The sequence below is a fragment of the Actinomycetota bacterium genome (assembly GCA_035759705.1).
In the GTDB taxonomy this organism is placed as follows: Bacteria; Actinomycetota; CADDZG01; order JAHWKV01; family JAHWKV01; genus JAJCYE01.
The window spans coordinates 12,953-33,255 of record DASTUJ010000083.1 but is presented as its reverse complement, the minus strand read 5'-3'; the positions used below and the strand labels follow the sequence as shown (position 1 = coordinate 33,255).

Below are 20,303 nucleotides of genomic sequence, written 5' to 3'. Positions count from 1 at the left end.
AAGGTTAAGTGCTTCGATACCTCTTCAGTAACCCGCCCGACATCGCCGGGTTCATCCTACTTTCGCTGGTCTTCATCATCGCCCTGTCTCTGCACGAGTACGGGCATGCTCTGGCGGCCACCCTTCAGGGCGACCCCACGGCCAAGCTGGCCGGCCGGCTGACCCTCAATCCTAAGTCCCACCTGGACCCCGTCGGCACCTTCATGCTGGTCATGGTCGGGTTCGGCTGGGGCAAGCCGGTCCCCTTTGCGCCCAACAAGCTACGGAGCGCCCGCTTCGGTGCGGCGATCGTCGGAATCGCCGGGCCGGTGGTCAACGTCATCCTGGCGATCGTCAGCGCGTTCCTGCTGGTGCTCTTCGTCCGCAGCGGGGCGGAATTTACGGGCGCTGCAGGCCTCTGGGGGCGGTTTTTGGAGATCAGCCTGACCCTGAACATCACCCTTGCCCTGTTCAACCTTCTCCCTATCCCACCCCTTGACGGTTCCCGGATCATGAGCGCCCTGCTGCCGCCGAGCAAGCAGCACATCGTGTTCTTCCTCGACAAGTGGGGCTTCGTGATCCTGCTGCTGGTCGGGTTCATCCTGTTCCCGAGATTCGCCGGGCCGGTGGTCAACGCCTGCGCCCGGGCCATCCTGATCCTCGTCGGGGCTTAGGCTCCGTTGCTCACTACCCGCCGCATTTCTCCCGCCGGCTGAGGTTCAACGCCCTCGTCCTGGATGACCATGGTGTGCGCCAGCTTCTCAACCGCACGTTGGCGGCGGGGGTCGAACAGGGCGAACGCCCAGTCGATCAGTTGAAGGGGTCCCGAGAAGACCAGGGTCAGCCGGCGGACCACGACCTGCCCGAACGACGGAGCGATGCCCTCCTCGGTCACCACTCGCAGGCCCATAGCGGCTTTGCCGGGGCCGCGGCCGAACTTCCACTCCATCACCGTCAGTCCGACCACCCACCACGTCATCGCCAGTACGGCCACCAGGGCGCCCAGGGACTGAGCCAGCCCCCAGGTCGGCTCGCGCTCGGCCGCCACGTCACGGCCGAACTCGGCGAAGAGCCCGGCGTTCTCAGAGCTGAGAAAGGTTCCGATCGCAACCAGGGCAAGCACCGCTCCGATGGGAATGGCGACATCTATCAGCGCCGCCACAACCCGGCGCGGGAGCGGCGCCGGCCTGAGGCTGTGGCCGGCCGCGAACGCCTTAGCCGCGTCGCGAGGAGGACCGAGGCGCTCCAGCGTGGAGCCCAGCTCCCCTGCAGCGTCCGCCGCCTGCAGGTGCTCCGAGAACTCGGCGCTCAGAGCCTCCCGGCGCTCCTTGGGCCCCGCCGTCCAGCGTTGGAACTCGTTCAGGTAGTTCTCGTTCATGACCTTGCCCCTCCGTTGAGCAGCCTCTCCATACCCGACGCCAGGCGCAGCCACTCGGTGCGCAGTGCCTCCAGCCGGGCTTTGCCCTGGGTTGTTATCGAGTAGTACTTGCGGGGAGCCGCACGGCCCTCCGCCTCCCACGACGCCGAGATGTACCCGGCGTCCTCCATCCGGTGCAGCGCCGGGTAGAGAGTCCCTTCCTTGATGGCGATAGATCCATCCGAGGCGCTCCCGAGCGACGTCAGCAGGTCGTACCCGTAGCGCTTTCGAGCTTCGATCAACGCAAGCACCGCCAGTTCCATGGTTCCCCTGGAAAGCTCCCGTTGGATTCCTTCGTCTTCCGATCCCATCGGCTTACTCCTGCCTCACCCCATACCTTGTCTCGTAAGGTACCCGGTAGAACCAGGTGTGTCAAGACGGGCAAATGGGTTCGCTTCCAGGCACAAATCGCAGGGGACTTGGAGATAAGGCGCCTTGTGGACAAGTTCCCTTCCCGACTCGTTGCCGAGTGGATTTTTCCATACCTTTACCAATCCTTTAAGGTTATAAAACCTCACGTTCCACTTGACCCTTAGTCTCAGGTTCGGAATATTGTGCCCAGCCGGGCCATTTGACGACTTGTCGACAAGTCAATTTGGGCGCGCTCAGAGAGGGACTTGTAGACAAGTGGATTCGAGCTTGCTGCTACTCGGAGGAGAGGCGCTTCACCAGGAGCGAGTTCGCTCCCCTGGCGTCAAAGTCGTCGAGGATCTCGGCGATGGCCGCCCTGACGATGCGGCCCCGGTCGGAGGCCAGACGGTGGTTGGCCCGAAGGTCCAGCCTCGCGGCCTCCAGGCGGGTGAGGTCCGAGTCGGTGCAGTAGAAGGTGACCTTCTCCTCGTGCCGGGGACGCGGGGCGGAGACCTTAGCCGGCGACGCTTTCGGGGCTTGCGCCGGGGGCTGGACCGAAGGCTCGACCGATTCCGCGGCGACCTGGGCCTCCACAGCGGACTTCACCGCTGCGGGTTTGGCGGGCTCCTCGGTACGGGCAGCCCTGGGCTCACCGAAGAGCAGGTCTGCGCCGGGGAGGCTCGCTCTACGAGGCACGCGACATCACTTCCCTGCCGAGGTCACGGTACTCCTGGGCGCCGTTGGACGAGGGAGCGTAAGCCAGGATCGGCACACCGGCCACGGACCCCTCCGAAAACTTGATGGTCTTGTGGATGACGGTCTTGAAGAGCTTGTCGCCGAACGCCTCCCCCACCCGGCTGAGAACCTCCCTGCCGTGGATGGTTCGGGCCTCCAGCATTGTGGCTACGATGCCCAGCACCTCGAGTTGCGGGTTCAGCCGCTCCTGAACCTTGGCGACCGTGTCCATCAGCAGCGCCATGCCCCGGAGCGCGAAGTACTCGCACTCGAGCGGGATGATCACCGAGTTGGCTGCGGTGAGGGCGTTGACCGTCAACAAACCGAGCGACGGCGGGCAGTCGATCAGGATGTAGTCGTAGATCTGCTGCGCCGGCTCCAGGCAACGCTTGAGCAGCTGCTCCCGGGCCACCTCGGTGACGAGGACCACCTCGGCTGCGGAGAGGTCGATGTTGGAGGGGACCAGGTCCAAGCCCGGAACCCTGCTGGCCGCTACGACGTCGGAAAGGCCGACCGTCCGGTCCAGGAGGAGGTCGTACACGCTGACCTCAATCTCGTTCGGGTTGAGGCCCAGGCCTACCGATAGCGCCCCCTGGGGGTCGAAGTCGACCAGCAGAACCCGTGAGCCCTGCTCCGCCAGTGCGGCGCCCAGGTTGATGGTGCTGGTGGTCTTGCCGACCCCGCCCTTCTGATTTACCACTGCGACGATCTGCCCGAGCGCACGGTACGACCCTCGTTCCTCCCAGGGAGCCCGGGTCGGGGCGGCAGCCGCCGGTTCCTGGGCCAACGCCTGCTTCTTCGCCGGCTTCTTGGCGGGGGCCTTGACCGCCCGCTTCGCGGAGGCCCTGGAGATTTTCGCCGGCGCCGGCCTGCCCGGGGCGGCAGGGGGTGTGGCCGAAGCGGCGACGGGCGCCGGAGCCGCCGGAACGGGGAGCTGGGGCTCGTCGTCGGCAACGTCGTCGGGCGGGAACAGATCCGCCAGAAGATTGGGCGTGGAGAACGGGTTCGAGTTCACTTCTGAAATATCCACAAACCGCCTTGTCGACAATTTTCGCTGGGGCGGCAAATACTAAGTCGCGAAAGAACCCAATACAAAGACCTACGGAAAACAGATTGCGGTTGCGGCCGTGGAGCCGCAGTAAGGGCCTACCGCTTGATCTTGCTCTTGCAGGTCATGCACAGCTTGGCGGCAGGGATAGCCTCGAGGCGCTCGGGCGGTATGTTGTTGCCGCAGCCCTCGCACTTGCCGTAGGTCCCCTTCTCGATCCGGGTCAGGGCGCCCTGGACGTCCTCCAGCCTCTGCTGGAGTCCTTCGGCCAGGCTGAGGACCCGAGCCCGCTCCGAGGTGGTCTGGGCGGCGTCGGCAAAACCCTCGTCGAGGTGGATGTCCACTTTTCCGTCGGCAGTGAAACCAAGGTCGGCAAGCTCTGCCAGCACGATGGCTTCTTCCTCACGGAGGTTCTTTTGTGCTACCAGCAGGTCCTCTTCTAGCAAAGCCGTGTCCTTCCAGTAGAGCCGGGGCGTGGGGATCGAATCAACCAGCTTCTTAGGTCGTTCCGATCGCGCTGGTAAAAGCGCTTCAACACCTCATGGAAGCATATGCCTTTGGTGAAACTGGTGCGGGATTACGCGCTCAGGGGAACGGTGGGGCCGGTTCCGTAGGCAGAAGGATCTCCATGTCGACCGTTCCGGCCCCCAGTCCAATGGCCTGGGCCGCCGCCTGCGACAGGTCGAGCACACGCCCGTGGGCGTAGGGGCCGCGGTCGGTTATGACGACCGTGGTCGCCCTACCTCCCCGGGTCACCTTGAGGATCGTGCCGAGCGGCAGGGAGATGCTGGCCGCCGTCAGCTGCGCGGCTTTGAAGGTGGCGCCGCTGGCGCTCCGGCAGCCGTCGAAGCCGGGACCGTACCAGGAGGCGTCGCCCGATGTGACGACCCCGGTGGGTCCCACCTTGTCCGGCGCGATCCAGCTCAGTAGCGCGGCCAGCCGTTGGTCCCGCGCCGGGAGGCCCGGTGTGCACGGACCCGGCGTCGGCTTCTTGATGGCTGCGGCCCGGGCAGCCAGAACCTTCTTCTCGGCGTCCATGGCGTTCTGGATGGCAACCTTGAGTTCCTGGAGTGACCCGGCCCTCTTCTCCCGGGCGGTTTTGAGGCTTGCGCGCTGGGCGTCGAGGCTCTTCACCCGCGCCTCGAGGTTGGCGACCGTCTTCGCCAGGGCCGCTTTCTCCTCGTCCCGCTGGCCCCGAAGCCTGGTCGCCTCGTCGAGCGACTTTCCGTCCTTCTCCGCCAGGCTCTCCCAGAACATCCCGAGCTTGGACAGGTCGGTCATGGTGGTCGACGTGAACAGCGGGGCGAGAATGCTCCCCGGGCCGTTCTTGTACATCCGCACCGCCCGGACGTTGGCCGACTTGCGGATCAGCTGGATCTGGCCTTCGAGCTCCCTCACGTGCGCCTCGGCGCTCCGGATGCGGGACTCGGTCTGGCCGACCTCCTTCTCGTCTTTGGCGATCGACCGGTTCACGGCGAAGGTCTTGCTGTCCAGAGACTTGATCTCGTTGAGCACCCGGGCGGTCTGGGCGTTGGCGTCGGCCAGCTGTTTGCGGATGGCGTCGAGGTCGTCGGCGCGCGCAGCCGGGCCCGGCAGCACCAGCACGAAAACCGCCAGAAGGATAATTGTCAGCGAGCAGCGTCGCAGCGACGAGAGCGAGGGCCCCAGCCCGGATATCACGCGTCCGACGCTATCAGCGGAGCATGGGCGACGCAAGAATCGCAGCCCCCCGATGCGGACAACTACCTGAGGGCGACCGACCTGTCCGAGGGCACCAGGTTGATCCAGATGTTGCCCGGCGCAAGGTTGACCGGCTGGCCCGCATTGTCGACGAGGGTGAAGTGGTCGTTGACGCTCGCACGCCGCCACTTTCCCTGGACCGCCTGGCCGCCCCTGAGAACCGTGGCCTCGCCCTCCCCCGTGACCCCGATGTGGGGCGAGCCCCCGACGATCTGGACCGGAACCTTGAATACCAGGACGTTCGTGGCGCTCAGCTGGGCGCCGGATTCGTCGGTGTGGGGCCTGCCACCCTGCGAACGAAGGTACTTCTGGGATGCGGCGTCGTAGGTGTATCCCGCCGAGCTGGCCCTCGAGTACGACAGGTCGACGCCGCTACCCCCGGCCGTCGGGGAGGCGGCGAGCAACCCGGGATCGAAGGTGTAGCCGGTAGTCGGAGGACCCTTGACCCCCTGCGCTGCCGGACGGGCGAGCAAAGCGTCGGTCGAGGTGTACAGGTTGTGGGGCGCCGGCCTTGCGCCCGACCGCTGATACGCCGGCCCGTTGCCCCCGTGCACGAGGTTGATGACCCCGGGGGTCGACCGGACTTTGGCCAGCACCGGAGGGGCGGCGCCCGAGTACCCGAAGAGGACCGGAGCGTATGGGATCAACAGATCTGGGTCGACGAGCCGGGCGCTGCGGATCGGCCCGAGGCGCGGAGCGCTCTGGCAGTGGAGCACGACCAGGAAGCGGGTCAGTCCTCCCTCGACAAGCTCCTCGTACACGACGTCGGCCTGCGGCATGCCCACCTGGGGCCTCGCTTTGGGGGCGTTGTCGATCTTCACTGCATGAACCGGCCTGGAGAGGTCGGTGGCGCCGGCATCGACGCCGGTAAGCGGGCACGTCGGAGCGGCCGCCGAAGACATAATGGCCGGTGGGGACGCCGGCGCCCCGGGGGTCACACCCGGAGTCACCCCGCTCGTCAGCCCGGCGAGGACCAGGATCATCGCTACGAGGTCGCTGACGGCGTTATTCATGGCTCCTCACGGTGACTTTGGCGGGCTTCTTTATACTCCTAACCGAACCGAGGATGCTCGACCCGCATGGTCGCCGGGCGGTTTCCGGTGGTACTGTTCCGCAATGCCGGGAGCCTCCAGGGGTCGAACAGACCGTGCATCCCTTGTCGTCGAAGCCGAGACCGCCTCGGTGTATCGAACGTTTTCCGACGCCGGCTCGTTCATGGCGTGGCTCCCGCCCGGTGACATGACCGGCCGGGCGCTCGAATACGACTTTCGCGAGGGAGGTCGCTACCGGATCGAACTCACCTACGTTGAAAACGCCGGATCCAATTCAGGCAAAACCACGAGCAGCACGGATATCAGCACGGGTCGCTTCGTGTCGCTTGAGCCCTCCAAGCGCATAGTTCAGACCGTCGAATTCGAGTCGAACGATGCCTCGATCGCCGGCGAGATGGTCATGACCTGGTCATTCGAGGCGGTCCAGTCGGGAACAAGAGTCACTGTCACTGCCGAGAACGTCCCTCCAGGTGTCACCCAGGCCGACCACGACGAAGGTCTTCGATCGTCGCTTGAGAACCTTGCCAGGTATGTGGCAGAGCGGTCGGACCGAACCGGCAGGCGACGAGCGTGTCCCTCAATTCTGCCGGCCGACCATTTCCCTGATCCAGATCGGGGCAAACGGTGAGGTGCAACCCTTAGAAACGGGGTAGTCCCGGTAGATCCCCAACCTCTCTCCGGTGGCGATGGCCCGCTCACGGAGTTTGGAGAAGTGGATGCCGATCTCCGCGAGGGTGGTGTTCATCGTCCACTGCACCACGGGATCGGCGCCCCCCATCTCGGACTCGATGCGATCCAGCAACCCGGTCAGGTCGAGCCCTTCCGGGCTCCTGGCCACCCGCTCGGCGGTGAGGCTCCATCCGGCGCGGGCGGCCCAGCGGTCGTCTGCGGCCATCCATTGCCGGCGAAGGGCCTCCTTCGCGGCGTGCTTCTTGACCACATACGAGATGAACCAGTCCGCCACGTGCTCGAAAGTGACGGTCCGAACCATCCGATCCAAATCTTCGGCCGACAGATTCTTTGGCTTGATCAGAAGGATCGCCAGTAGCTGGGCGTCGAGGTTCCCGGTCCCCCAGAGGGCCATGGCCAGCTCATGGTCGGTCTTGATTGTCTTCGCCAGCACCCGAATGTCGCCGGCCTTGACGCCGAATTGATTGTCGCCGGCACCGTGTTTGGCGTTGTAGGCCCGAGTCCTCTCGTTGCTGAGAGCTTTGAGCTGTTCGAGAGCTTCATCGAGCGTCATGGTTGCGAGTCTATGGGGTTAGGCCCTTTTCAATTCGGGATCGTGGTCACTCTCATAGGACAATCGCCGACGACCCTGATTTCGGCTCCACCGTTCGGTATGAACCACGACGAGCGGGCGGCCTTCCCAAAGAACCGCCCAGCAGGCCTCAACCCGCCCGACCTCGATCCATGGAATTCGTTCCTTGCCAGACAAGCGGCGGATCGTCACACCGCCAAGGCGGGGTTGGTGAACGACCACACGCTCAGCCCGTCCTCCCGAACCGCAACGGGCACGGCGCGCTAGAAAACCTCCGAGGCCGGCCGGTAGTCCATGCCGTGGGCCTCGGCCACCGGCTCGTTCACCAGCACGCCGTTCAGCGTGTTCAACCCCTTCGCCAGCGCCGGATCCTCCGTGCATGCCCGAACCAGGCCCTTGTTCGCCAGGTCCAACGCGTAGTGCAGCGTGGCGTTGGTCAGGGCGTAGGTCGAGGTGTGCGGCACCGCCCCCGGCATGTTCCCGACGCAGTAATGCACCACCTCGCCCACCACGTAGGTCGGGTCGGAGTGGGTGGTCATCCGGGAGGTCTCGAAGCAGCCGCCCTGGTCGACGGATATGTCGATCACCACCGCCCCCGGCTTCATCGCCAGGATCTGCTCCTTGCTCACCAGGTGCGGCGCCAGGGCTCCTGGGATCAGCACCGCGCCGATCACCAGGTCGGCGGAGAGCACCGACTCCTCGATGGTCGTCTGGTTCGACATCAGGGTGAGAATGCGGCCTTTGTGGATGGAGTCGATGTAGCGCAGGCGGTCGATGCTGCGATCGAGCACGATCACCTCGGCCTCCATGCCCTGGGCGAGCCAGGCGGCGTTCGCTCCGGCCATTCCGGCACCGAGCACGATGACCTTCGCCGGGTGCACGCCGGAGACGCCGCCGAGCAGGATCCCCCGCCCGCCGTGCTCCTTCTCCAGCAGGGTCGCCCCGACCTGGGGCGCCATCCGTCCGGCGACCTCGCTCATCGGCGCCAGCAGCGGCAAGCGGCCCTGGGAGTCCTGGACGGTTTCGTAGGCCACCCCGGCGATACCGGAGTCGAGCATCGCCTGGGTCACCTCCAGGCTGGCTGCAAGATGCAGATAGGTGAACAGGATCTGGCCGGCCCGCATTCGGTGAAACTCGGCGGCAACCGGCTCCTTGACCTTGAGGATCATGTCGGAGCGGGCCCAGACGTCGTCGACATCGGTCATGGTGGCTCCCGCGGCCACGTAGACCTCGTCGGGAAGGCGGGACCCGGCCCCGGCGCCGGTCTCTACCAGCACCTGGTGACCGGCCGAGGTCAGCTCCCTGGCGCCTGCGGGGGTGAGCGCCACCCGGTACTCGTGGTTCTTGAGCTCGGTGGGGACCCCTACAATCATTCGTGAAGCTCGTGCTTGGCCAGCATCATCTGGTACAGCGTGATGCCGATGATGCTCTTACCGTCGACGATCCGGCCGTCCTCTATGGCCTGGAACGCCTCCTCGCTGCCCATCCACTCCATGGAGATCGGCTCTCCCCCGTCGTGCGTGGGCGCCGGGGCGACGATCTTCAGCTCCCGGCCGACAAAGACATGGGTCTTCTCGTCCGTCATGCCGGGGCTCGGGTAGAAGCTGCTCAGGAGGTCGAGGTCGCCGCACTCGTAGCCGGTCTCCTCCTTGAGCTCACGGCGGCCGCAGACCCAGGGGTCCTCGCCGGGGTCGATCTTGCCGGCGGGGATCTCCAGCAGCATGTCGTCGCACGCCTGGCGGAACTGGCGGACCATCAGGATGCGTCCGTCCTCGTCGACCGGGACCACGGCCACCGCGCCGGGGTGTTTGCACCAGTGGTAATCGTGACTGTCGCCGTTGGGGAGCTTCACCTCCTCCTTGACCACCTGGAAGAAGCCGGCGTCGTAGACGGTCTCGGAGCTAAGGGTTTCGCGGTGGCCGGTCACTCTTCGATTGTAGCTACGACTGAACGGCTATTTGGAGGGAGTTGAAACCGGGTCCGCGGCGACCTCGGAGGCGTCGACGGTGGGGTCGTTGAACTCCCCGCGGTCGATGGCCCGGCGGACGGCGGCCGCCACGAACTCCCGGAACAGCGGGTGGGCACGGTTGGGGCGGGACTTGAACTCGGGGTGGAACTGCGACGCCATGAAGAACGGGTGGTCGGGAAGCTCGACGATCTCCACCAGGCGGCCGTCGGGCGAGGTCCCGCTGAACGCCAGCCCGTGCTCCTGGAGGGTGGAGTGGTAGGCGGAGTTGACCTCGTAGCGGTGGCGGTGTCGCTCGTAGATGACCTCCTGGCCGTAGACCTCGTGGGCCCGGCTCCCCTTGTACAGCCGGCACGGCCACAGGCCCAGGCGCATGGAGCCGCCCTTCTCGTAGACCTCCTCCTGCTCGGGCAGCAGGTCGATCACCGGGTGGGCGGTCATCTCGTCGAACTCGGTGGAGTTGGCGCCCGAGAGTCCGGCGACGTTGCGGGCAAACTCGATCACCGCACACTGCAGCCCCAGGCAGAGGCCGAGGAACGGGATCCCCTGCTCCCGGGCGACCCGGACTGCGTCGATCTTGCCCTCGATGCCCCGGATGCCGAAGCCGCCGGGGACGAGAACGCCGTCCAGGCTCATGATCGTCTCGTAGCCGCCGGTCGTCAGGTGCGGCAGGGCCATCTGGTCCGGGTCGGACTTCTCGATCGTCTTCTCGTCCGAGGCGATCCACACGATCTCGACGTCGGAACCGACCGCGTAGCCGCCGGCCTTGACCGCCTCGATCACCGACAGGTAGGCGTCGGGCAGGTCGACGTACTTGCCGAACAGGCCGATCCGGACCTTGCCCTTGGGGTGCTCGATCCGTTCGACCAGCGCCTCCCACTCGCTGAGGTCCGGCGGGTCCCGCTTGATCTGCAGGTGCTTCAGGACGAACTCGTCCAGGCCCTCGTCCCGCAGGACCAGGGGGATGCGGTAGATGTTGGTGGTGTCGGCCGCCGAGGCGATTCCGCCGATCTCCACGTCGCACAGAAGCGAGATCTTCTGCTTGAGCTTCAGGGAGATCTCCCGGTCGCTCCGCAGGACCAGGGCGTCGGGCTGGATACCGATGCTCCGCAACTCCCGCACCGAGTGCTGGGTGGGCTTGGTCTTCAGCTCCCCCGACGGGCCGATGTACGGCGCCAGGGTCACGTGGACGTAACAGACGTTCTCCCGGCCGACCTCGAGGCGCAGCTGGCGGATGGCTTCCAGGAACGGGAGGGACTCGATGTCGCCCACGGTTCCGCCGACCTCGGTGATCACAACCTCGGCTTCGGCGGCCTGTCCGACCCTGAGGATGCGGTCCTTGATCTCGTTGGTGATGTGCGGGATGACCTGGACGGTGTCGCCGAGGTAGTCGCCGCGGCGCTCCTTGGCGATGACCGACTGGTAGATGGCGCCCGTGGTGACGTTGGAGGAGCGGTGCAGGTTCTCGTCGATGAACCGCTCGTAGTGGCCAAGATCCAGGTCGGTCTCGGCGCCGTCGTCGGTGACGAAGACCTCGCCGTGCTGGAAGGGGCTCATCGTGCCGGGGTCGACGTTGATGTAGGGGTCGAGTTTCTGCATGGTGACCCGGAGGCCCCGGTACTTCAGAAGGCGGCCCAGAGAGGCGGCAGTGAGGCCCTTGCCGAGGCTAGAAGCAACCCCACCCGTAACAAAAATATGCTTGGCCACGGAATAGGAGGCTATCAGACGAACGGCTTAACGCCCCCGGTTTCATGGGAAGTTAACGAGATTTGTTCGCGCCCTGGGACGGGCTACGCCTGGGTGACCGTCAGCGTCCCCGTCATGTCGGGATGGATGAGGTCTTGGGCCGCCGCCAGGTTCGTCAGTCCGTCTGCCGTGCAGCAGCACGGCATCGAAGCCCAGAACTGAAGCTTCTTCCGGCTTAACGCCCTGCCTCTACCTTTGTATCGTTGACCCTTTCCAAGAAGGGTGTTGGAGATCATACGTTTTGCCCCGCAGGAAGCCTCCTGCCTCCTTGGAGCCTGGAAAGGACCGCGGGCCAGTCGACGAACACCAGCATGGCGGTTGCCGACCAGGCCCAGTAGTCCAGCCCGAGAAACACCCAGGTCAACAGGTGCAGGCCCACTGCGATCACGGCGTACCAGGGCTGGAGCCTCCGCCACACCAGGACGAGAGGGAAGGTCAACTCGAACAGCAGGCTGAAGACGCTGGCTCCCTTGTAGGCCCACCACCGGTCCGCCACCCAGCGGGCCGCCTCCTCACAGCGGACCCGGCAGTAAACCGGTCCCCAAAGCAGGACGTATCTCAGGTTGTCGCCGAACGCCCAGGCGGGGCCGGAGCGCAGAACTTTGTGGTAGCCCGCCAGCCCGTAGACAACCGCAGCGATGAAGGCGGCGGAGCGGACGGGCCACCCGTACTCCCGGCGGGGTTCCGGGTCGTCTCCGGGCACGCCCACCGGCGCCAGCAGGAACGGCACCGCGGTCCACAGCAGCAACAGGTCGTTGTGCATTACTTTGCCCCTGCTTCCAAACAGGCCGGCGAGCACCAGGTAGCAGCCCCACGCCAGCCCGAAGGCGGCCCGGGGGTACCGGCGCAGCGCGGCAACCAGGGCCGCGGTCGCGCCGGCTACCTGCAGGGCGACGATGAGCCACAGCGGCGGCATTCCGGGCAGAAAGGCGAGGATCGGCACGGGGACGAACAGGGCTTCGGGGGTGCCGGCCAGCTCGGGGTAGGGGCCGAGGGCGACCCGCGTCCCTATCAGCAGCGCCAGCCCGGTGTGGACGAACAGCAGCCTGGCGGCGGTCTCGGGCCCCCACAGGGCGCGGTCAAGCCAGTGCCAGAAACGTTGCTTCATCTGTTAGGGCTCCCGCAGGAGTGGAACAGCAGGCGGTCGGACTCGAATACCCACTTTCCGTCCCGTCGCACCAACCACCGGTCGTTGCGCACGATGTTCAGCAAAACGGTGCCGGGTCGCTCCTTTGCCGCCGCCTCGAGAAGGGCGGCGCAGACCTCGTTCCTTCTGGGGTTGGTGCTGGTTTCCAGCTCCGCCAGCGTCCACTCGGCAAGCTGGTAACCGAACGGGAGCCGGTCGAGGTCGAGGGTGGCCGTCCGGCCTCGAGCGTCCACTGCGTCGATCTCCCAGTTCGTCTGGAGGTCTGTACGGGCCTGGCTGAAAAGGCGCCAGGCGGTCAGCGGCCAAAAGTCGATCCCGATGATCCCGGGGACCAGCAGCAGAAACAGTGCGCTCATCACCAGCCTCCGCTGCGCACTCCCCGGCACGATTCGACCGGGCGGGGTCGTGGCGGCGGGGTTGGGGCTCACGCCGCGGCCACCTCGGGATCCGGCGTTTCAACGGGCGCCGGCTCCGCCAGGACGAGGTAAGCGAGGGAGGCAGTCAGCACCGCCGCCGCTACGCCGCCCACAATCGCTCCGGAGTCGTTGACCAGGCTGCCCAGCACCGCTGCGACGAATGCCGCCGCTACGCCGGCCCCCAGGGTCGGCAGAGTCGCCCTTACCCGGTCCAGCGGCCGTGTGGGGTAACGGACGATGAAGATCCAAAACGCTACCGCCATCGGGATCACCGCCACCCAGAACGAGGAGACCGATACCTGCAGGTTCGCCAGGAGCTTGCGCTCCATGATCGAGAAGAGCGGGCCGAGGCCCTCGTCCCCCACCCTTTCGAACAGCCGTCCGAGGTGCGCCCTGCGCTCCGGGGGCCGAGCCAGGTCGAGAAGGCCGAACGCGGTGACCGCCGCGACGGTCGCCAGGCCGCCTGCGACCACCGTGCGCAGCCGGATCCTCCGGGTGAACACGAGTGCCACGAAGAGCAGGATCGTCGGCGTGAACGCCAGGATTCCTCCGACGTCCGATCCCCAGATGGGGACTCCGAGCACCACCAGCGTCGCCACGAGCAGGATGATCGCCGCGCCGCGGCCCCGCAGACCGTTCCCCCGGGCCGCCAGGAACGCCGCCAGGAGGCAGACTGCGGTCGCCAGCTGGCCGTAGGAGTAGTTGCTGATGCCGTAGAGCCGGGAGTTGCCGGTCGGCGAGTACCCGAATGCGGCGCTGAGGCTGAGGCGGGAGCCGGTGACGACGTCGAAGACCAGCACACCGGCCACCAGGCAGAGGATGACGACCAGCCCGGTCCGCAGGGTGCCCGATCGGCGGGCAAGGGCAGTTGCCGCAGAGGCCAGCGCCAGGGCGGTGACCGTGACGAACCCCCAGTAGAAGCCCGCCCCCAGATCCTCCAGGTCGAAGGCCCGGGCGGCGTAGGACATCGGGAACACGGCGAGGTCGACCAACGCCATGAACCGCAGGGCCCGCCGCCAGCGGGCATCCTTTTGGCCGGAGATGGCGACCACGGTCCCGGCCAGCACGAAGGCGAGGATCAACACGATCACCACCGTGGTGGGCACCAGGAGCCGCTCCCGGAACCGGGAGGCGTCGTTCAGGGAGACCAGCCGGTGGATCCGGCCGGAGAGCGAGGTTGAGGACTCCGCAACCTCCGCCGGGCGGCCCTCCATGGCAACGGGACGGTCGATGTCGAAGGTGCTGAGCACCGTCGGTGCGATGTCGACCAGCGTCAGGAAGCCCTCGCGCTGGGTGGAAGCCGACTCCAGGTACCCGCTCTCCGACCCCGGCGATCGCATAGCCACCGCTGTGAGGTCGCGGGATTCGAACCGGTTGTAGGGGGCTACGACGAGCACCGTGTCGAAGTCCGGGTCGACCCGGTCCATGAGCTGCCCGAACAGCTTGTCGGCCCCGGCGAGGGAGTCCGCCCACAGCGTCGAAAAGCGGTCGCTTCCCACCATCGGCCAGTAGCGGAGGGTGCGGGCGAGGTCCGACGCCTCGACCATCACCACGGAGTCCTGCGACCGGTCGGTCCCCCACGCCTCGTCGAACCTCTGGAGAACCATCGCCTCGTCCAGCCGGACCCCGAAGACCGCAGCCGGGTCGTCGGCGAGCAGCTCGCGGCGGAGCGCGCCCCCCTGGACCACGCCGTCGGTGCCGGTGAGCGCCAGGCCGACCTGTCGTTCGTAGGAGGAGCCGACCGAGTCGGTTCCGTCGGCGTTGCCGATTACGCTCACCCCGATCCCTTCGTCCCGCAGGGTCTCCGCCAGCAGGCCGGGAACTGCGTCGTACGGTTCGGCTTCGTTCGCCCGGAGCAGCGCCGGCCAGCCCAGGGCCACGAAGTCGCCGGCGGCGATCGAGCCGGTCCGCCGGGCGAAGATCTCACCCGCCATCGAGCCCGAGCTCTGCTCGTTGAGCGCCAGCACCTGGCCGTCGACCGCCGGCCGGGTGGTTGCCCGGGCGCCGGCCGAGATCGTCAGGTAGGCGTCGCCGGGGCCGGAGCGGGGCGACACTCCCCTGGGGGCCAGGTCGGCCAGGGCCGCCTGGTCGAAGAACCTCTCGAGCTCCGGGAGGTCGTGGGCTGCGACGTCGGCCCAGGTAAGGCCGGGCACCGAGACGATCAGCATTCGGCCCGGCACACGGGTGTCACTTTGTGCGACTGCGGGGGCCGCAGCGAGAAGGATCGTCAGAGCGGCGATCAGGGCGGTCGCGCGGGCTCTCAAGCTGCCCGGTCCCTGGGCAGGCGGCCGAGGCGGTCGAGAGCCCGCAGGGGCGGGAACCCTTCGATGATCCGGCTGAACGAGACCACCTCCGAAAGCAGTGTGAGGGCAAGAAGGACCGCCGCCGCGATCACCCGGCCCTGAAATCCCACGACCAGGACGAGCCCGACCCCGAGCGCCGCGCCGAGGGCGTTCGCCCCGGTGTCACCCAGCATGAACCGTTCCCGCAGGTCGCCCGCCAGCAGGACTGCCGAGGCGCCCGCGACAACGGCCAGCGCCGGGCCGGGTTCCGAGAATCCGGCGGCCAGCGCCAGGGGCACGTAGGCCAAAAGCCCCCACTTCAGCGTCCTTCCGGGAGCCCGGTCGAGCAGGTTGCCGATGTTCGCCGCCAGGGCGATGAGTGCCGCGTCGACAATCACCCGGACCGGCCGGTCGCCGTCGACCGCTGCGGCGATCACCAGAGCCGCCGCCGCTCCCCCGCCGAGCTTGATGAAGCCTGTCGTGACCCTCCCGTGCAGCGCAGCTTTGATGTGGCCCCGCAGGCCCCGGTCGGCTCCGTCGCCCAAAAGGTCGTCCAAAAGGCCGAGAAAGCCGAACACCACCACGGCGGCCGCCACCGCCAGGCGCTCGGGCGCTATCCGGCCACTCTCCAGCCCGGCCAGCCCGGCCATGGTGCGCACGCCCTCGACCGCCAGCACCGCCGCGACCAGCAGCAGCCCAATCGCAGTCGGGAGCTCGAAATCCCGGTAGTTCCTGCGCTGCAGTACCGGGTGGGCGATCAGCGCGCCGGATGCGGCCAGCAGGGCCCACGCCGCCAGAGCGCCGCCTACCAGAGCCAGGGCGAAGCTCACAAAGGCTCCGGGAGCGCCTGCGCCCGCCTGAGGACGAAGATCGGCACCAGGACCGGGACCATCGCTGCGGGCACGGCCACCGACGAGTCGTTCGCCACCAGGCCTATGACCGCCAGGACCGCCACGCCGGTCACCGCCGCCACCTGCCAGGAGTCCCGGTCCCTGCGGGTCGCGCCGGGCCCTGCAACCCCGCGGACGACCAGGATGGCGTACACCCCGGCGCCCACGGCCAGGATCGCCAGAACCGCCCACGCGGCGACCCGGGCGCTTCCGAAGCTGGCCTGAAGCCGCCGGCCGAGGCTGTCGAAGAACAGCCCCCAGCGGCCGTCGAGCACGTGCTGGGCCACCCGGGCCAGGTGGGTGCGCGACCCCTCGGGCCGGGCGGCATCGAGAAAGGCAAACAGCAGGACGGATCCAACGGCGGCGGCCCCCAGAGCGGCGTAGTGGGTCCAGCGTGGGCGCCGCCCGGCGAGGAGCAGCACGGTTACTCCGAAGGCGGGGACCATCGACAGCACGCCGCCGACGTCGGCGCCCAGCATCGGAAGGCCCTCAACCAGGACCACGATCAAAAGAAGGATCATCGCCGGCCTGAGTCCGGCGGGCCCGTATCGCTCCACCAGAAGCGCGGCCAGCAGGACCGCTATTGCCCCGAACAGGGCAAAAGCGAGGTTCCCCAGCCCGGAGAAGCGCCCGGCCACAGTGACCGAGTAGCCGAAGACCGAGTTGAGCTGGAGCGGCGCGCCGAAGATCACGTCGAATGTGAACATACCGGCGATGGCCAGTAGGACCGCAATGGCGCCGAGGCCCGGGTGGCGCCGGTCGATCGCCACGCCGACAGCACCAAGCACTGCGGCCACCGTGATCACCGCCGCGAAGTACCCCCAGGTGTTGAGCCTGACAATGCCCAACCGGCTTACGAGATAGGTGCCGGGAATGACCGAAAGAGAGGCAAGCGCCGCCGGCTTCAGCAAGCGCCCTACCCGCTCGGGAAAGCGGCGGGCGAAGGCCAGGCCCACGAGCAACAGGATCTGCACCCCGAAGTACGCCGGGACCACCTTGTACATCAGGGCATCCCGGAAGGCGGCGTCCTCGGCGGCCCTGACCAGCCGCTCCACCCGGCCCGAGCGGTCCGCGCTGCCGACATCGAATGCCCTGCCCTCGATCTCCTCCGGCTGCTCCAGCCCCACGAGGTCCAGCACCGTGGGGCCCACGTCGGCAAGCTGCACGTAGCCGTCCCGCCTGGTGGTGGATGAACGCAGCAGTCCCTTCTCCCGGCCGGGGGCGCGCATGGCGGCGATTGCCAGCTCGGGCGTGGAGGTGGCGGCCACGGGCGACACCACCAGCACGGCATCCCGCTCCGGGTCGGTCCGGCCGACCAGCTCGGCCAGGAGGTCGTCCGAGTCGGCCAGGGCTCGCTCCCTCAGGGCCTGTTGCTGTTCCGGGGTCGCCCGCCCGCCGTAGGCAGCGGCCCGGCTGAGGTCCGACGCCTCCACCAGCACCACTGCGGGACGGTTGCCCTGCCACTCGGCATCGAAAGCCTTCAGCACCGCCTCCTGGTCCAGCTTCCGGCCGAAAGGCGCCATCGGGTCCTCCTGCAGCAACCCCCGGCCCACCGTTCCGCCGGGGACAATCCCGTCCGAACCCATCAAAGCGGTAGCGGCGCCGCGGGCGTAGGCGCCGTCGGGCGGGGGTTCGTCGCTCACGAAGCCCTCGGCTGCGTCGGCGTTGGCGATCACCGCCCGGTGGATGCCGGCGTCGCTCAGCAGGTCGCCCAGCCGCCCGGGTTTGGCGCCGAACAGGGACTCCTCGTTGCGCTCTATCGCCGCCCCAACCGCCAGGTAGGCGACCCCCCTAGGGACCCGGCCCAGCCTCCGCTGGAGGATGTCGTCGGTCCGGACCCCTCCGTAGAGCTCGTCCGGGTCGACCGCGACCGCGATGTCCACGTCGGGGGCCAGGGCCCGGGTGCCGGCGCCGATCGACAGGTAGGCGTCGGTGGTGGAGGCGGGTCGCCGGCCGATGCGGGTCGACAGGTCGCCGATGGCGGCTGTTTCGACGAACGCCTCGAGGTTGGGAAGGTCGTGCTCCAGCACGTCGGCCCAGCGAACTCCCGGCAGGGAGACGATCAGCACCCGCTCGACGGGTTCGGCAGGGGGCTCCTCCTGGGCGCCGCAGCCGGCCAGCAGGCCTGCGGCGGCAGCCAGGGCCAGCAGCCTGCGGAGTGGAAGGAACTTCACGGCGTGTCGCCCACAGGCGTGCGCTGGGTGAGGGCCCCCGGCAACCCGGCGACCCGGTACCCGGCGAATACCAGCGCTCCCCCGACCACCCCGGCCACCGTCAGGACGGCGATATCCCGCAGGCGGCCTCCCGGACCTTCGAGCGCAATCCCGCTCCCCAGCCACACAACGACCCCCACCGCCGCCGACACCAGCACCATCGTCCCGACCCGTGTTGGCACAACCGACCCACCGGCGCGCCGGCCCAGCCCCCGGAGCAGGAGGAAGCAGCCCAGCAGATATGCGAAGGAGTGGCCGGCCCCCAGAACCGCGACCCGGGCGGGCCCGTCGGTCAGCAGCCCCCCTGCCAGCATCACGACCACGCCGGCGGCCGAAACCCACAAGGCGGCAAAGCCGGGCGTCCTGCTGTCGCCCAGGGCGTAGTAGGCCCGGGCCAGGAGAAGAAAAGCGCCGTAGGGATAAAGGCCAACCGCCAGGGAGGCGACCGCCGCGGCGAGCAGCCCGGGGCCGTTCCCCCCGGCCTCGCCGAAGGAAACCGCACGCATCCCGGGCAGGGCCAGAGCCATCATCGCCGCGGAAACCGGCAGGACGAACAGCGCCGTCCGCTCGAGGGACCACCGCATGGTCGTCCGAAACCGTGCCAGGTCGCCTCCTTCGACTTCGGCCACCAGCTCCGGAAGGACCGCGGTCTGGACCGGCTGGGCGAAGATTGCGAAGGGCGCCAGGAAGAACACCCACCCCACCTGGTAGGCGACGACGGCTCCCTCGACGCCCGAGCCTGCGACTATCGCCGCCCCCAGCAGCAGCCCGGCGGCGCTGTGGAGAACGACGCCCCAGCCCGAGTGCCTCAGTAGCTCCCGGACCCGGGAGTCGGAAAAGGCGAACCGCGGGTACAGGCGAAAACCGGACGCCCGGGTGGCGATCAGCAGCGGGAGTACGAACGCCAGCACCCCTCCGGTACCGGCAACGACCAGGAGCCAGCGCTGCGAGCCGGTGAGGTCGAAGGTCGGCGTGCCGGAGACCGAGGCGCCGAAGGCGAGCAGGCAGGCGACCATCACCAGGGTGTTGCCGATGGGCGCCGCAACCGTCACGGCAAACCGCCGCCGGGCCTGCAGCACCGCAATGGCAATGGTCCCTGCGGAGTAGAGCACCACCTGCGGGACGAAGAACCGGAGCAGATGGGTGATCAGCTCCCGCTGGTCGGCCACGACCGAGGCGGGGACGCCCACCGTCAGGAGGCGGGCAAGAAGCGGAGCGGCCAGAACCCCCGCCAGAGAGACCGCGCCCAGGACCAGGACCGCGAAGCCGAGGACCCCGCCCGCAACCTCCTCCGCGCCCTTCTGGTCGCCCGCGTCGAGCAGCCGGACGAAGGTCGGGACGAGAACCGAGGAGAGTGCGCCCGCTGCGATGAGCTCGAAGAGGACGTTGGAGAAAGAGTTTGCTGCTTGAAAGGCGTTGCCCAGATAGCTGGTTCCCAGAACCGCTGCGACGACCAGCACCCGGACGAACCCGGCCGCCCGGGAGATCGCAACGATTCCCGCCATGCCGGTGGCCGCCCGCGTGGTGCGGGCCGCCGGCATCACGGGTCTACAGCCGCCTCGGCGCCCTCCTCAGCAGTGAATTGAAACGATTCGATGGCGGGGAAGTCGGGGGCCCAGCCCTGCAGGCCGTACTCCTCCACCAGGTCGGAGAGCTGGACGCCGTGCGAAGCACCCATGATCTCGATGCCGACCGGGTTTCCCCGCTCGTCCAGGTCGACGATCCGCTTGATGTCGACCACGACCGACCGGTCGACCCGGGCCCCCCGCCGGAACGGCAGGTAGAGAGCATCGACGGCGCCGTCGTACAGAACCCGCACTAGCTCTTCTCCACCCGGATCACGGTGATGACGTGCTCCTGCCCGAAGTTGTTCTGGGTGATCCGCAGGCGCTTGCCCTCCTCCGTGGTCCCGACCTTTACCACCCGGCTGGGCCGGTCGCCCGGATCGCTGGACACGACGTTGGCCAGCGCCTGCTCGACCTCCTGGGGGGAGATCTCGCGCTGCGCCATCCTCAGGATTGCGTGGTGGGAGAGTTTCAAGACGTTTTGCAGCTTACATC

General features: G+C 67.7%; 21 protein-coding genes. 2 read left to right on the top strand and 19 right to left on the bottom strand.

What is annotated here, in order from left to right; all coding sequences use genetic code 11:
* The first annotated feature begins 8 nt into the window (after window positions 1–8).
* On the top strand, window positions 9–653 hold the full coding sequence (locus VFV09_05620; GenBank protein ID HEU4867191.1) for a site-2 protease family protein: 645 nt from the start codon (window positions 9–11) through the stop codon (window positions 651–653).
* Here VFV09_05620 and VFV09_05615 read toward each other — a convergent pair.
* From VFV09_05615 to VFV09_05585, 7 genes are all read right to left on the bottom strand, one after another.
* Window positions 650–1,357, bottom strand: coding sequence for an RDD family protein (locus tag VFV09_05615; GenBank protein ID HEU4867190.1), 708 nt, complete (start codon window positions 1,355–1,357; stop codon window positions 650–652). The genes VFV09_05620 and VFV09_05615 overlap by 4 nt on opposite strands.
* Entirely contained in the window at window positions 1,354–1,707 is a 354-nt protein-coding gene (locus tag VFV09_05610) for a PadR family transcriptional regulator (protein HEU4867189.1), read from the bottom strand. The genes VFV09_05615 and VFV09_05610 overlap by 4 nt, the downstream gene beginning before the upstream one ends.
* Before the next feature lie 334 nt (window positions 1,708–2,041).
* Window positions 2,042–2,443, bottom strand: a complete 402-nt coding sequence (locus VFV09_05605; protein ID HEU4867188.1) for a cobyrinic acid a,c-diamide synthase — start codon at window positions 2,441–2,443, stop codon at window positions 2,042–2,044.
* Entirely contained in the window at window positions 2,433–3,512 is a 1,080-nt protein-coding gene (locus VFV09_05600; GenBank protein ID HEU4867187.1) for a ParA family protein, read from the bottom strand. Before VFV09_05600 ends, VFV09_05605 begins: the two co-directional genes overlap by 11 nt.
* Before the next feature lie 116 nt (window positions 3,513–3,628).
* Entirely contained in the window at window positions 3,629–3,976 is a 348-nt protein-coding gene (locus tag VFV09_05595; protein ID HEU4867186.1) for a TraR/DksA C4-type zinc finger protein, read from the bottom strand.
* A 139-nt stretch (window positions 3,977–4,115) separates the two neighbouring features.
* Window positions 4,116–5,210 carry an RlpA-like double-psi beta-barrel domain-containing protein gene (locus VFV09_05590; protein ID HEU4867185.1) on the bottom strand — a complete coding sequence of 365 codons (1,095 nt, stop codon included), beginning with the start codon at window positions 5,208–5,210 and terminating at the stop codon, window positions 4,116–4,118.
* Window positions 5,211–5,272: 62 nt separating this feature from the next.
* Entirely contained in the window at window positions 5,273–6,283 is a 1,011-nt protein-coding gene (locus VFV09_05585; GenBank protein ID HEU4867184.1) for a DUF3048 domain-containing protein, read from the bottom strand.
* Between the two features lie 103 nt (window positions 6,284–6,386).
* Here VFV09_05585 and VFV09_05580 point away from each other — a divergent pair, with 103 nt between their 5' ends.
* Complete coding sequence (locus VFV09_05580) at window positions 6,387–6,950, top strand: SRPBCC domain-containing protein (GenBank protein HEU4867183.1); 564 nt, start codon at window positions 6,387–6,389, stop codon at window positions 6,948–6,950.
* Here the strand turns inward: VFV09_05580 and VFV09_05575 are convergent.
* The 12 genes from VFV09_05575 to VFV09_05520 all read right to left on the bottom strand — a co-directional run bounded on the left by VFV09_05575 (window position 6,900) and on the right by VFV09_05520 (window position 20,283).
* A complete protein-coding gene (locus VFV09_05575) occupies window positions 6,900–7,565 on the bottom strand; it encodes a DNA alkylation repair protein (GenBank protein HEU4867182.1) in 666 nt (221 codons plus the stop codon). The genes VFV09_05580 and VFV09_05575 overlap by 51 nt on opposite strands.
* A 281-nt stretch (window positions 7,566–7,846) precedes the next feature.
* Entirely contained in the window at window positions 7,847–8,956 is a 1,110-nt protein-coding gene (gene ald, locus VFV09_05570; protein HEU4867181.1) for an alanine dehydrogenase, read from the bottom strand.
* Entirely contained in the window at window positions 8,953–9,510 is a 558-nt protein-coding gene (locus tag VFV09_05565) for an NUDIX hydrolase (GenBank protein ID HEU4867180.1), read from the bottom strand. Before VFV09_05565 ends, ald begins: the two co-directional genes overlap by 4 nt.
* 27 nt (window positions 9,511–9,537) lie before the next feature.
* Entirely contained in the window at window positions 9,538–11,256 is a 1,719-nt protein-coding gene (locus VFV09_05560) for a CTP synthase (GenBank protein ID HEU4867179.1), read from the bottom strand.
* A 271-nt stretch (window positions 11,257–11,527) separates the two neighbouring features.
* Window positions 11,528–12,403: a hypothetical protein gene (locus tag VFV09_05555; protein ID HEU4867178.1), complete on the bottom strand. Its 876-nt coding sequence runs from the start codon at window positions 12,401–12,403 to the stop codon at window positions 11,528–11,530.
* Window positions 12,400–12,798 carry a hypothetical protein gene (locus VFV09_05550; GenBank protein ID HEU4867177.1) on the bottom strand — a complete coding sequence of 133 codons (399 nt, stop codon included), beginning with the start codon at window positions 12,796–12,798 and terminating at the stop codon, window positions 12,400–12,402. Before VFV09_05550 ends, VFV09_05555 begins: the two co-directional genes overlap by 4 nt.
* Before the next feature lie 68 nt (window positions 12,799–12,866).
* On the bottom strand, window positions 12,867–15,122 hold the full coding sequence (locus tag VFV09_05545) for a hypothetical protein (protein HEU4867176.1): 2,256 nt from the start codon (window positions 15,120–15,122) through the stop codon (window positions 12,867–12,869).
* Window positions 15,119–15,970 carry a hypothetical protein gene (locus VFV09_05540; GenBank protein HEU4867175.1) on the bottom strand — a complete coding sequence of 284 codons (852 nt, stop codon included), beginning with the start codon at window positions 15,968–15,970 and terminating at the stop codon, window positions 15,119–15,121. Before VFV09_05540 ends, VFV09_05545 begins: the two co-directional genes overlap by 4 nt.
* Complete coding sequence (locus VFV09_05535; protein HEU4867174.1) at window positions 15,967–18,204, bottom strand: hypothetical protein; 2,238 nt, start codon at window positions 18,202–18,204, stop codon at window positions 15,967–15,969. Before VFV09_05535 ends, VFV09_05540 begins: the two co-directional genes overlap by 4 nt.
* Window positions 18,201–19,784, bottom strand: a complete 1,584-nt coding sequence (locus tag VFV09_05530) for a lipid II flippase MurJ (GenBank protein ID HEU4867173.1) — start codon at window positions 19,782–19,784, stop codon at window positions 18,201–18,203. Before VFV09_05530 ends, VFV09_05535 begins: the two co-directional genes overlap by 4 nt.
* Window positions 19,784–20,062, bottom strand: a complete 279-nt coding sequence (locus VFV09_05525; GenBank protein HEU4867172.1) for a DUF2283 domain-containing protein — start codon at window positions 20,060–20,062, stop codon at window positions 19,784–19,786. The genes VFV09_05530 and VFV09_05525 overlap by 1 nt, the downstream gene beginning before the upstream one ends.
* A complete protein-coding gene (locus VFV09_05520; GenBank protein HEU4867171.1) occupies window positions 20,062–20,283 on the bottom strand; it encodes a DUF4258 domain-containing protein in 222 nt (73 codons plus the stop codon). Before VFV09_05520 ends, VFV09_05525 begins: the two co-directional genes overlap by 1 nt.
* Window positions 20,284–20,303: the final 20 nt, after the last annotated feature.